Origin of the sequence: Cupriavidus necator (assembly GCF_040578825.1) — a bacterium.
Taxonomy (GTDB): Bacteria; Pseudomonadota; Gammaproteobacteria; order Burkholderiales; family Burkholderiaceae; genus Cupriavidus; species Cupriavidus necator_E.
In genome coordinates this window covers 1-12519 of the sequence record NZ_JBEFLI010000012.1, presented here as the reverse complement: position 1 = coordinate 12519, position 12519 = coordinate 1, and the positions used below count along the sequence as shown (strand labels likewise).

General features: G+C 62.8%; 12 protein-coding genes and 1 tRNA gene. 8 read left to right on the top strand and 5 right to left on the bottom strand.

Annotated features, from left to right (window positions below; all coding sequences use genetic code 11):
• Positions 1-26: 26 nt before the first annotated feature.
• On the bottom strand, positions 27-452 hold the full coding sequence (gene mscL, locus AB1I47_RS08635) for a large conductance mechanosensitive channel protein MscL (protein WP_354683359.1): 426 nt from the start codon (positions 450-452) through the stop codon (positions 27-29).
• A 213-nt stretch (positions 453-665) separates the two neighbouring features.
• Here mscL and petA point away from each other — a divergent pair, with 213 nt between their 5' ends.
• The 6 genes from petA to AB1I47_RS08605 all read left to right on the top strand — a co-directional run bounded on the left by petA (position 666) and on the right by AB1I47_RS08605 (position 4976).
• Complete coding sequence (petA, locus tag AB1I47_RS08630; protein WP_354683358.1) at positions 666-1283, top strand: ubiquinol-cytochrome c reductase iron-sulfur subunit; 618 nt, start codon at positions 666-668, stop codon at positions 1281-1283.
• Positions 1284-1285: 2 nt separating this feature from the next.
• Positions 1286-2689: a cytochrome b gene (locus AB1I47_RS08625; RefSeq protein WP_354683357.1), complete on the top strand. Its 1404-nt coding sequence runs from the start codon at positions 1286-1288 to the stop codon at positions 2687-2689.
• A 36-nt stretch (positions 2690-2725) separates the two neighbouring features.
• Positions 2726-3469 (top strand): cytochrome c1, encoded by a 744-nt coding sequence (locus AB1I47_RS08620; RefSeq protein ID WP_354683356.1) that lies wholly within the window; start codon positions 2726-2728, stop codon positions 3467-3469.
• Positions 3470-3688: 219 nt separating this feature from the next.
• Positions 3689-4300, top strand: coding sequence for a glutathione S-transferase N-terminal domain-containing protein (locus tag AB1I47_RS08615; protein ID WP_008643086.1), 612 nt, complete (start codon positions 3689-3691; stop codon positions 4298-4300).
• 56 nt (positions 4301-4356) lie between these two features.
• Complete coding sequence (locus AB1I47_RS08610; protein WP_354683355.1) at positions 4357-4848, top strand: ClpXP protease specificity-enhancing factor; 492 nt, start codon at positions 4357-4359, stop codon at positions 4846-4848.
• A 52-nt stretch (positions 4849-4900) separates the two neighbouring features.
• Positions 4901-4976, top strand: a tRNA-Thr gene (locus tag AB1I47_RS08605).
• 83 nt (positions 4977-5059) lie between these two features.
• Here AB1I47_RS08605 and AB1I47_RS08600 read toward each other — a convergent pair.
• On the bottom strand, positions 5060-6892 hold the full coding sequence (locus AB1I47_RS08600; RefSeq protein ID WP_354683354.1) for a DEAD/DEAH box helicase: 1833 nt from the start codon (positions 6890-6892) through the stop codon (positions 5060-5062).
• A 634-nt stretch (positions 6893-7526) separates the two neighbouring features.
• Between AB1I47_RS08600 and AB1I47_RS08595 the strand changes: the two genes are divergently transcribed.
• Positions 7527-8411, top strand: coding sequence for an endo alpha-1,4 polygalactosaminidase (locus AB1I47_RS08595; protein ID WP_354683353.1), 885 nt, complete (start codon positions 7527-7529; stop codon positions 8409-8411).
• 47 nt (positions 8412-8458) lie between these two features.
• On the opposite strand, the gene AB1I47_RS08590 is transcribed toward AB1I47_RS08595, so the two are convergent.
• Together AB1I47_RS08590 and AB1I47_RS08585 are read right to left on the bottom strand one after the other, a co-directional pair.
• Entirely contained in the window at positions 8459-9007 is a 549-nt protein-coding gene (locus AB1I47_RS08590) for a M48 metallopeptidase family protein (RefSeq protein ID WP_354683424.1), read from the bottom strand.
• 49 nt (positions 9008-9056) lie between these two features.
• Entirely contained in the window at positions 9057-9281 is a 225-nt protein-coding gene (locus AB1I47_RS08585; protein ID WP_010812270.1) for a hypothetical protein, read from the bottom strand.
• 152 nt (positions 9282-9433) lie between these two features.
• On the opposite strand from AB1I47_RS08585, the gene ettA reads away from it, so the two are divergent.
• Positions 9434-11101: an energy-dependent translational throttle protein EttA gene (gene ettA, locus AB1I47_RS08580; protein ID WP_354683352.1), complete on the top strand. Its 1668-nt coding sequence runs from the start codon at positions 9434-9436 to the stop codon at positions 11099-11101.
• A gap of 147 nt (positions 11102-11248) precedes the next feature.
• Here the strand turns inward: ettA and AB1I47_RS08575 are convergent, their stop codons facing one another.
• Entirely contained in the window at positions 11249-12394 is a 1146-nt protein-coding gene (locus AB1I47_RS08575; protein WP_354683351.1) for a metallophosphoesterase, read from the bottom strand.
• Positions 12395-12519: the final 125 nt, after the last annotated feature.

The window sequence follows — 12519 nt, the reverse complement described above, 5'->3', positions numbered from 1 at the left end:
GCGATGCCGGGGGCAGACAGCGAAGTTCAGCGCGTCTTGAGGCTGTCGCGGATTTCCCGCAGCAGCATCACTTCCTCGGGCGGGGCGACGGGCGGCGGCGGCGGTTCCTGGGCGCGCATCTTGTTGAAGGCGCGCACCATCAGGAAAATGATAAAGGCCAGGATCAGAAAGTTGACAACGATGGTCAGGAAACTGCCGTAGGCAAAAACCGGTACGCCGGCCTTCTTCAAGGCATCCAGCGTCATCGGGGTCCCGGGTGGCGGATCCGCCAGCGTGATGAACATGCTGGAGAAGTCCAGTTTGCCGATAACGCGGCCCACTAATGGCATGATCAGGTCATTGACCACTGAATCCACGATTTTCCCGAAGGCCGCGCCAATGATCACACCGACTGCCAGGTCGATCACGTTGCCGCGTACGGCGAAGGTCCTGAATTCCGAGATCATGCCCATTGGGGTTCTCCTTCTTGTTGCTAGCGATGAACGGTTTCAAGCGGGAAGCCTGCCGCATCACTGCCCGGAAAGCAAGCACGGAGGCGGATTGCCGGCCGGCGTGTCCGATTATCGCGCATGCTCGTGGCATTTTCCGCCTATCTAGCGCGCAGGTGTCTAAGGTACACTTTATGGTTGACGCAAAATCTAAATTGACTTCCCCTGGGGTTTGGAATGAGTGACCAGCAAGACGTGAAGAGCGTGGATAAAGGTCGCCGCAATTGGTTGATCGCGACATCCGTCGCTGGCGGCGTCGGAGGCGTAGCGGTAGCGGTTCCTTTCGTCAGTACGTTTGCACCATCGGAGAAGGCCAAGGCCGCGGGTGCGCCAGTCGAGGCGGATATCGGCGCGCTGAAACCGGGCGAGATGATGACCGTCGAATGGCGGGGCAAGCCCGTCTGGATCATGCGGCGGACCGAGGAACAGCTTGCGTCGCTGAAGAAGACGGACGGTGAAGTCGCCGATCCCGATTCCGAAATCCCGTTCACCATGCAGACGCCCGAGTACTGCAAGAACGAAACCCGTTCCCGCCCCGAGCACAAGGAAGTGCTGGTGGTGGTGGGCATCTGTTCCCACCTGGGCTGCTCGCCTTCGGGCCCCTTCGCTTCCGGTGCCAATCCCCAGCTCGGCGCCGATCCCGGTTTCCTCTGCCCCTGCCACGGCTCCACCTTCGACCTGGCCGGGCGCGTCTTCAAGAACAAGCCGGCTCCGCAGAATCTCGATGTTCCCCCCTACCAGTTCCTGACTGACACCAAGATCGTGATCGGCAAGGACGAGAAAGGAGAAGCCTGATCATGGCGGCCGAAAAACAAGTCAAGACGACCGGCCTGATGGGCTGGATCGACGCCCGCTTCCCGGCAACCCAACTGTGGGAAGATCATCTCTCCCGCTACTACGCGCCGAAGAACTTCAACTTCTGGTACTTCTTCGGTTCGCTGGCACTGCTGGTGCTGGTGATCCAGATCGTCACCGGCATCTTCCTGGTGATGAACTACAAGCCGGATGCCACGCTGAACGCCGCCGGCATTCCGGTGGCCTTCGCCAGCGTGGAATACATCATGCGCGAAGTCCCGTGGGGCTGGCTGGTGCGCTACATGCACTCGACCGGCGCCTCGGCCTTCTTCGTCGTGGTCTACCTGCATATGTTCCGCGGCCTGCTGTACGGTTCGTACCGCAAGCCGCGCGAGCTGGTCTGGATCTTCGGCTGCCTGATCTTCCTGAGCCTGATGGCGGAAGCCTTCATGGGCTACCTGCTGCCCTGGGGCCAGATGTCGTACTGGGGCGCCCAGGTGATCGTGAACCTGTTCTCAGCGATTCCCGTGATCGGCCAGGACCTGTCGCTGTTCATCCGCGGTGACTACGTGGTCAGCGACGCGACGCTGAACCGCTTCTTCTCGTTCCACGTGATCGCCGTGCCGCTGGTGCTGCTGGCGCTGGTCATCGCCCACATCATCGCGCTGCACGAAGTGGGCTCGAACAACCCCGACGGCGTAGAGATCAAGGCCAAGAAGGACGAGAACGGTATCCCGCTGGACGGCATCCCGTTCCACCCGTACTACTCGGTGCACGACCTGTTCGGCGTGGGCGGCTTCCTGATCCTCTTCTCGGCCGTGATCTTCTTCTTCCCGGAAGTGGGCGGCTATTTCCTGGAACACAACAACTTCTTCCCGGCCGATCCGCTGAAGACCCCGCCGCATATCGCGCCGGTCTGGTACTTCACGCCGTACTACTCGATGCTGCGCGCCACCACGTCGAGCTTCCTGCCGATCCTGTGGGTGTTCTTCGCGCTGCTGCTCGGCCTGGTGTTCCTGCGCAGCAAGGACGCACGCGTGAAGATCAGCGCCATCGCCATCGCGGTGATCCTGGCCGTGGGCTTCTACTTCATCGACGCCAAGTTCTGGGGCGTGCTGGTGATGGGCGGTTCGGTCGTGATCCTGTTCTTCCTGCCGTGGCTGGACTGCTCGCCGGTCAAGTCCATCCGCTATCGTCCCGCTTTCCACAAGACCATCCTGATCGTCTTCGTGGTGGTGTTCCTGGTACTCGGCTACCTCGGCGTGCAACCGCCGTCGCCGGTTGGTGAGAAGGTGTCGCAGCTCGGTACGCTGCTGTACTTCGCCTTCTTCCTGACCATGCCGCTGTGGAGCCGTGTCGGCGAGTTCAAGCCGGTCCCGGAGCGTGTCACGTTCCACCCGCACTGAGCGAAGCGAACCCCGACAAGAGCACAAGGACACAAGATGAAAAAGCTGCTTTCGATCATCGCGCTGGCCGGCGCCTGCTTTGCCGGCGCGCCCGCCATGGCTGCGGAGGGAGGCTTCCCCCTGGAGCCGGCACCGGTGAACACCGCCGACCTGTCGTCGCTGCAGCGCGGCGCCAAGCTGTTCGTCAACTACTGCCTGAACTGCCACGGCGCGTCGATGATGCGCTACAACCGGCTCAAGGATATCGGCCTGACCGATGACCAAATCCGCGAAAACCTGCTGTTCACCGCGGACAAGGTCGGCGAGACCATGACCATCTCCATGCAGCCGAAGGAAGCCAAGGCCTTCTTCGGCGCGCAGCCGCCCGACCTGTCGGTGATCGCGCGCGCCCGTGGGGACGACTGGCTCTACACCTACCTGCGCACCTTCTACCGTGACGACAGCCGCGCCACCGGCTGGAACAACCTGGTATTCCCGAGCGTCGGCATGCCGCACGTGCTGTGGGAACTGCAGGGCCAGCGCGCCGCCAAGTTCACCGAAGTGGAAGAGCATGGCGAGAAGGTCCACAAGTTCGCCGGCTTCGAGCAACTGAGCCAGGGCAAGATGAACAAGGTCGAGTTCGACCAGGCCACCGCCGACCTGGTCGGCTTCCTCGACTGGATGGCCGAGCCCGCGCAGAACCACCGCAAGCGCCTGGGCGTCTGGGTGCTGCTGTTCCTGGGCGTGTTCACCGTCTTCGCCTGGCGCCTGAACGCCGCGTACTGGAAGGACATCAAGTAAGCCGCGGTCAGCGGCCCGAAGCCAGGGCCGTACGGCAAAAGGTCAGATGCGGACGTTGCGAAGGCAGCACCGCTCTGACCTTTTCTCTTTGGATACTGCGAGTGAACGCACTTAGAAGTGCGTTGTTTGCAACTTATTTGCTTTTCGGTCCCCGATTTTGGCAGAATGTCTGACCTTACCGTCCGACCCTGCTTCGGCTAAGCCCAAGGAATCCAAACCATGATGGTGTTGTATTCGGGCACGACTTGCCCGTTTTCCCAGCGTTGCCGCCTTGTCCTGTTTGAAAAGGGCATGGACTTTGAAATCCGCGACGTCGACCTGTTCAACAAGCCCGAAGATATTTCGGTGATGAACCCGTACGGCCAGGTGCCCATCCTGGTCGAGCGCGATCTCATCCTGTATGAGTCGAACATCATCAACGAATACATCGACGAGCGCTTCCCGCACCCGCAGCTGATGCCGGCCGACCCGGTGCAGCGCGCCCGCGCCCGCCTGTTCCTGTTCAACTTCGAAAAGGAACTGTTCACGCACGTCTACGTGCTGGAAAACGAAAAGGGCAAGGCCGCGGAAAAGAACCATGAACGCGCCCGCGCCGCGATCCGCGACCGCCTGACGCAGCTCGCACCGATTTTCGTCAAGAACAAGTACATGCTGGGCGAAGAGTTCTCCATGCTCGACGTCGCCATCGCGCCGCTGCTGTGGCGCCTGGACCACTACGGCATCGAGCTGTCGAAGAACGCCGCGCCGCTGCTGAAGTATGCTGAGCGCATTTTCAGCCGTCCCGCGTACATCGAAGCGCTCACCCCGTCCGAAAAGGTGATGCGCCGCTAACCGGCACCGGCCCGAAGGCATCCGCCATCGGGCCGCCACGGCGCACTGGAAGCACAATGCCTGAAACCTCCACCAAGCCCTACCTGATCCGCGCCATCTACGAATGGTGCACGGACAATGGCTTCACGCCGTACATCGCCGTCTTCGTCGACGCCAATACCAACGTGCCGCGCGAGTTCGTGAAGAACAATGAGATCGTGCTGAACGTGAGCTTCGACGCCACCAGCGGGCTGGATATGGGCAACGAATGGATCACCTTCAGTGCGCGCTTTGGCGGCGTCTCGCGCAAGATCGACGTGCCGGTTGAGAACGTGCTGGCCATCTATGCGCGTGAAAACGGACAGGGCATGGCCTTCCCGGTCGAGCGCAGCCTGCCGGAAACGCAGGCGGCCACTGAGCGCGAAAATAATCCGCCGCCCAAGCTGTCTTCCGTCGAAGCCGAGTCGCCAGCTACCACCACAGCAGACAGCGGTCCTGGCGACGACGACACGCCGCCTCCGGTGCCCCGCATCGGCGGCAAGAAGCCCGCGTTGAAGGTGGTGAAGTAAGCCATCCCAAAGTAGGCCGCGATGCAGTAGAATCGCGGTCTGCACCAGACATGCCGGCTTAGCTCATCAGGTAGAGCAGTTGATTTGTAATCATCAGGTGGCGGGTTCGAGTCCTGCAGCCGGCACCATAATTCAGGCGGCCTCCCCAATTGGGAGGCCGTTTCGTTTTGGTCCTTGCAGGCTGCCGTGACACCACAGGCCTGTGAAAGGCCTATCGCTGTAGCCTTCCTACCGCGTCCCGCAGCTTCCCGGCAAAACGCGAGCCCTCGCCAAACGTCATCACCAATTGCCGGGTAGCCCGCGTCATCGCCACATACATCAACCGCGCCTCATCCTCGTCCGATTCGTCATGCTTATGCGGCATGCCCGTGGCGGGAATACATACCAGTGGAAATTCCAGGCCCTTGCTGCTGTGCATGGTGATCACTTTGACGCTGTCAGCGCCAGGTGTGAATCGCTTGGAGATTTGCGGGCATTCGAATGGGATTCCCTTGCGGGTCAGCACACTGGTGACGCTACCTACGGTGTCCCAATGGCGATAGAGCACCGCCATCTCTGACCACGCCGTGCCCGCGCGGTTTTCGTCTGTCAGGATTTGCGCGATACGTTCCGCCTCGGCTTCCAGGGTTGGCATCTCGATCAACAGCGGCTTCGCCCCCGGACGCCCAGCGCCTACGGGCTGTACGGTCGGCGCTTCGTCTTCGGCGGTATTTGTCGGCAGAAGCAATTCATCCGCGAAATTACGCGCCACGGCGAGAATTTCCTGGGTATTGCGATAGTTCAGCTTAAGGATCGTTGTGCGTCCTCGCGCCTGAATGCCGACGCTGGCAAAGGTCATTCCACGCTTCTTCGCACCGCCGTAGATGGACTGCGCGTCGTCATAAAGCACCAGCAGCGAATTGCTTTCCGGATTGACCATCTGGACAACGAGCTTGAACCACTCGGGCCTGAAATCATGGCCTTCGTCGATCAGCACGGCGTCGTACTGTCCTGCGGGGATGGCTTTGCGATCCACACCCAGGATGACCCGATTCACCATCTCCTCGAAGAGTGCATCACTGGGCCTGCCTTTGGGACGGTCGATGTTGTACGCCTCCAACTGCCGCGAGCACCAAGCGTGGAAGTTGTAGACGTGGACCTTCTCTTCGATGCCTTTCTCGATCATTGTCGCCGCCAGTTTGGCGGCGAGAGTCTTGTTGTAGCAAAGCACGAGAACTGGCCGAGCGACGATCTTTGCCAGATGCTCCGCCCGGTAGCCGAGGATCATCGTCTTGCCGGAGCCAGCGACGCCGTGGATGACCCGATGCCCCTCGCCCAGGCTGCGAGCCAGTTGTTCCTGCTGCAGGTCCATGACGCGCAGAATGTCGGGCATATCCATCGGCTCGGCGGCGTCTTCGGGAAAGAGGGCACGTTGCTCCGGCATGCGGATCTGCGGGAACAGGTGCCAGCGAATCCGCTCGATCTGCGGCAGTGAAAGCTTGAAGGTGAATTTGACCGGGAACATCTCCCACAGGCGCTGCTGGAAGTGTTCTGCGTCGACTGTCTCGTACATCTCGTCCTGGCAGATCACCAGATGTGGTGGCAGGACGTCACCGAGGTTGGTTTTGTCGAACTGTGAGCGGGTGATGTTGGAAAGAACAACGCCGCAGCCGTAGGGAAAAAAGGGTTTTCCCTTCAGTGACCCGCTGGGCCACACCAATTGCGGGTCGCGTTGCAGCAGGTTGGTGACATAGAACATGTACTGCCGAGCTTGTTCGAGCGGGTTCATTTCCCGCACCAGCCCGCGATCCGTCAGTAGCGTGACATCCCGTTGATCAATCTCCCGGATGGTATCCAGCCGCCAGTCCTTCACCTCCAGCACCAACAGACCCCGGCTGGGATGGAAGACGATGAAATCGGGGTGTCTGGTTTTCTCGCCGATGGCGACGTCGTACCAACATAGGTAGTCGTCGTCCAGTTTCGTCTCCAGACGCTCGGCGAAGCGTCTCTCTCCACTGGTCATGCGCGAAGTGACCGAACCCGGCGCGGGAATCAGCGTGGCCATGCTTTATTGCTCTTATTGCCCGTTCAGTAACTGCGCTGACAGCGGCTGGTTGTCGCGGACCCGGTGCGACGCGGTCAGGCAGGTTGTTATGCGGCAATTGTAGGCACAAAACGGTAACCGTGGCTATTTCGATAATTTTGTCGATTTGCGCGTCGCCGTTCCAGCGTGCCGGCGATATCGCCAACGTTTCCTGGCAATGGCTCACGTCTGTTTTCCTACGTCCCACGCCGCGCCAATCTGTCGATTCCCCTCCACGCCCATATCAGCCCCCGGAACGCAGAGGTAACCTCGCAGCATTTCCGCCGCATCCCTTCGCCGTGCATCCTTCAGACTCCGCCAAGAAATAGCCGAGCACTTAAACAACGTGCAGACGCTGTTCCCCACACATCAGCGCGCGCTATGACGAAGCAGCCCACAGAACGGTCCGGCTACTTCTGAACCATCCAGATGCCGTAGCCCATTTGTCTGTGTTGCGCCGCTAACAGTGGTCCCGACTCATCCGACGGGGCATGGCAAACCTTCACCGGAATCTGCTAACGTGCTTGAACCGTATCGGCAGGCCAACGGCTACGCAGCAGGGACAACACAGGCCGCCGATTTTGCTCGGGATTCACGACAGGGAAGGGTAGAGAAAATGAAAAGCAAATATGCTGCGCTTGCCGGGGTCATGCTGTCCGCCGCACTGGGCGGCTGCGGCGGGGACGGGGAACAGACTGAGATGGTGTCGCCATCGGCGTCAACGATGGCAACCACGACACCGAAGTACGCCGTCACGGCAACCACCACCAGCGCCACCACGCGCTGGGTGCCGGCCATCACCGACACCTGGCAGATCCAGCTCACCGGCAGGCTCAATACCAGCTACGCGGTGGTCGCCTACGACATCGACCTGTTCGACACGCCGACGACCACCATTGCCACGCTCAAGACGCAGGGCCGGCGCGTGATCTGCTATTTCTCCGCCGGCAGCGCAGAGGACTGGCGGCCGGACTACAACCAGTTCACCGCCGCCGACATGGGCGCACCGCTGTCCGGCTGGGCGGGCGAGCGCTGGCTCGATACGCGCTCGGCCAACGTGCGCCAGATCATGCAGGCACGCATGGACCTGGCGGTAAGCAAGGGCTGCGATGCGGTCGATCCGGACAACGTGGACGCCTATACCAACAGCCCCGGCCTGCCGCTGACGGCCGAGACCCAGCTCGACTACAACCGCTTCCTGGCAACCGAGGCGCATGCGCGCGGGCTGGCGGTGGGGTTGAAGAACGATGTGGGACAGGTGCCGGTGCTGGCGGCGGAATTCGATTTCGCCATCAATGAGTCGTGCCACCAGTACCAGGAGTGCGATGCCTATTCGGCCTTCACTGGCCAGGGCAAGGCGGTGTTCAACATCGAATACCGGTCCAAGTACAAGACCGTGGCCCAGCGCAATGCGCTGTGTGCGGGGGCGAAGGCCGCGAACCTGCGCACTCTGGTCATGCCGGCATACCTGGATGGCAGCTATCGCTACGCCTGCGACTGAGGTCATCGCGCGGACGGAGATTGCCGGCCCGCGGGCCTTCCATTTCGTCAATCCGGCCGACGATCCGCGGCAGAAGAAGTAATTGCCGGTGCGGGGACGGCCTCCGTCCCCGGCTTCTCCAGCTCGCGCCACGCCAGCCACAGGCGGGTGTCGAACTCAAGCTGGTGGTAGCCCGGCTCCATGTGTTCGCAGAGCCGGTAGAAGGCCTTGTTGTGCTCGCTTTCTTTCAGGTGGGCGAGCTCGTGCACGACGATCATGCGCAGGAATTCCGGCGGCGCATCCTTGAACAGCGCAGCCACGCGGATTTCCTTCTTGGCCTTGAGCTTGCCGCCCTGCACGCGCGAGATCGCGGTATGCAGGCCCAGCGCGCGCTGCGCGGAATCGAGCCGCGCATCGAAGCCCACCTTGTGCAGCGGCGGCGCGCTGCGCAGGTATTCCTGCTTGATGTCGGTGGTGTACTCGTACAGCGCGCGGTCGGTCTGTACCGTGTGGCGGCCGGGGTAGCGGCGCGCCAGATGGTCGCCCAGGCGTCCGGCGGCGATCAGTTCGCGCACCTGTTCCAGCACGCCGGGTGGATAGCCGCCCAGGAAGCGCATCGGGTCCTTGCCGGCGGGCTGCCACGTCTGCTGCACGACGTTGTCCGCCTCAGTGGTGGTGATGGTGGTGATGCATCCAGCTATTGTCGAGCGAGTTGACGAAGGACTCGACCGCGTCCTTGTCGCCGGTGGCGTGGCGCATCATCTCGCCGCACTTGCAGAAGCCCTGGTACGGGGTGATGTGCGAGCACGCGGACGTCTTCTGCAGATACAGCGTGACGGGTTTGGTGCACTTCTTGCACTTGAACTTCAGGGTCAGGGCGGGTTTGCTCATGGCGATGCTTGAGAAATAAATCGGCGGCAAGTCAAACCTGGCATTGTACCGGCGGGGGCGGAATCCGGCCGGAGCCGCCGCGGCATGCCCTATCTTCCCGACCGTGCCTGATACACTCCCGCCATTCCCGCACAACCCTCCAACACGCACCCATGGCACAGTACGTTTTCACCATGAACCGCGTGGGCAAGATCGTTCCGCCCAAGCGTCACATCCTGAAGGACATCTCGCTGTCGTTCTTCCCCGGCGCCAAGATCGGCGTGCTGGGCCTGAACGGCTCGGGCAAGTCCACGCTGCTCAAGATCATGGCCGGCCTCGACAAGGAAATCGAGGGCGAAGCCACGCCGATGCCGAACCTGAACATCGGCTACCTGCCGCAGGAACCGCAGCTCAATCCCGAGCAAACCGTGCGCGAGTCGGTGGAAGAGGCGCTTGGCGGCGTGTTCGAGGCGCGCAAGAAGCTCGACGAGATCTACGCGGCCTATGCCGAGCCGGACGCTGACTTCGACGCGCTGGCCGCCGACCAGGCCAAGTACGAAGCGATCCTGGCCGCCAGCGACGGCAACAATGTCGAGCTGCAGCTCGAAATCGCCGCGGACGCGCTGCGCCTGCCGCCGTGGGACGCGAAGATCGAGCACCTGTCCGGCGGTGAAAAGCGCCGCGTGGCACTGTGCCGCCTGCTGCTGTCGCGCCCCGATATGCTTCTGCTGGATGAGCCGACCAACCACCTGGATGCGGAATCGGTCGACTGGCTCGAGCAGTTCCTCACGCGCTTCCCCGGCACCGTGGTGGCCGTGACCCACGACCGCTACTTCCTCGACAACGCCGCCGAGTGGATCCTGGAACTGGACCGCGGCCAGGGCATCCCCTGGAAGGGCAACTACAGCTCGTGGCTGGACCAGAAGGAAGCGCGCCTGAAGCAGGAAGAGGCCAGCGAATCGGCCCGCCAGAAGGCGCTGCACAAGGAACTGGAGTGGGTGCGCCAGAACCCCAAGGGCCGCCAGGCCAAGTCCAAGGCGCGTCTGGCCCGGTTTGACGAGCTCAACAGCCAGGAATACCAGAAGCGCAACGAAACCCAGGAAATCTTCATCCCCGTGGGTGAGCGGCTGGGTAACGAAGTGATCGAGTTCGACGGCGTCAGCAAGGGCTACGGCGACCGCCTGCTGATCGACAACCTCAGCTTCAAGGTGCCGCCGGGCGCCATCGTCGGCATCATCGGCCCCAACGGCGCCGGTAAATCGACGTTCTTCCGCATGCTGACCGGCAAGGAACAGCCGGACAGCGGCGAGATCAAGATCGGGCCGACCGTGAAGATGGCGTTCGTCGACCAGAGCCGCGATGCGCTCGACGGCACCAAGACCGTGTTCGAGGAAATCTCGGGCGGCGCGGACGTCCTGACGGTGGGTAGGTACGAGACGCCGTCGCGCGCCTACATTGGCCGCTTCAACTTCAAGGGCGGCGACCAGCAGAAGCAGGTCGGCACGCTGTCGGGCGGCGAACGCGGCCGCCTGCATATGGCCAAGACGCTGATCGCCGGCGGCAACGTGCTGCTGCTCGATGAACCGTCGAACGACCTCGACGTGGAAACGCTGCGCGCGCTGGAAGACGCGCTGCTGGAGTTCGCGGGCTGCGTGATGGTGATCTCGCACGATCGCTGGTTCCTGGACCGGATCGCGACGCATATCCTGGCCTTCGAAGGGGACTCGCATGTGGAGTTTTTCCCGGGGAACTACCAGGAATACGAGGCGGACAAGAAGCGCAGGCTGGGTGAGGAAGGGGCGAAGCCGAAGCGGATTCGGTATAAGCCGATTGCGCGGTGATTCGCTGCTGAATGCGAAAGGGAACCAGGCCTGCGGGCCCTGGTTTTTTTATTGCTGTGGAGGGCTGCGATATCGCTTGAGCTGACTCAGGCCGGTCCCCTCTCCCGCACGCGGGAGAGGGGAGCAAACCGTCAGCGCGCGTTAGTCTCACGCCCGCACCAACCTCACCCGCGTAATCTCCGACGGCGCGCCAAACCGCTTCGGCGGCCCCCAATACCCCGTGCCGCGGCTCACATACACCCACAGCGAGCCATGCCGCACCAGCCCCGCGGTGTACGGCTGCTGCATCGGCACGAACAGGTTCCACGGCCAGAACTGCCCGCCATGGGTGTGGCCCGAGAGCTGCAGGTCGAAGCCCGCCTCGGCCGCCGCAGGCGCGGTGCGTGGCTGGTGTGCCAGCAGCACGCGCACGCCGGCCTGCGCCGGAGCGCCCGCGATGGCGCGGTGCGGGTCGCTGCGATGGCTTTCGTGGAAGCGGCCGGCGGAGTAGTCGGTCACGCCGGCCAGTACCAGCGCGTGGCCCTCATGCTGCAGCACCACGTGTTCGTTCATCAGCACGCGCAGGCCGAGCCGGCGCAGTTCTTCGATCCATGGACCGGCACCGGCGTAGTACTCATGGTTGCCGGTGACGAAGTAGGCGCCGTGGCGCGCCTGCAGCCGCGCCAGCGGCGCAGTGTGGGCGGACAGCTCGCGCACGGTGCCGTCGACCAGGTCGCCGGTGATGGCCACTGCATCCACCTGCAGGCTGTTGACGCGATCGACGATGCGATCGATGTAGGGCCGTTTGATGGTGGGCCCGACGTGGATATCGCTGATCTGCGCGATGGTGAAGCCGTGCAGGGCCTCGGGCAGGCCAGCCACCGGCACGTCGACTTCGACCACGCGCGCCAGGCGCCGGGCATTGATATAGCCCGCCAGCGTCACCAGCAGTGCGGCCAGCGGCACGGCCACAGCGCTGCCGGCGACCAGCCCCGGGGCCTGCCAGTTGAGCAGCTTGCCGGCCAGCCACGCGGCGCCGAGCGCCACGTCGCGCGCCAGCGTCAGTACCAGCAACGATGAGAAGAACCCCATTGCCAGCATGCCGATCCACGAAACCCGGTCCGACCACGGCTGGCTGAAGCGCCGCGCCAGCAGGCCGGCCGGCAGCAGCGCGCAGGAAATCGCCAGCCATGCCACGGCCAGTGCCTTGACCAGCATCGGCACTGGCATCGCGGGCAACAGCCGCAGGCCGATATAGGCGTGCAGCAGTGCCGTCACGAAGGCGGCGCTGAGGATCGTGGTGCGAGGGGGCATGGTGCGGGGAGGAGGCGGAGTATTCGAAGATGAGGCCGCGACCGGGAGCCTTCAAGGGCCCTGGGAACCACATCAAGCGGAGACCCCTATCCGCAAGCCGGGAGACCTACCGCCCCGACCACTCC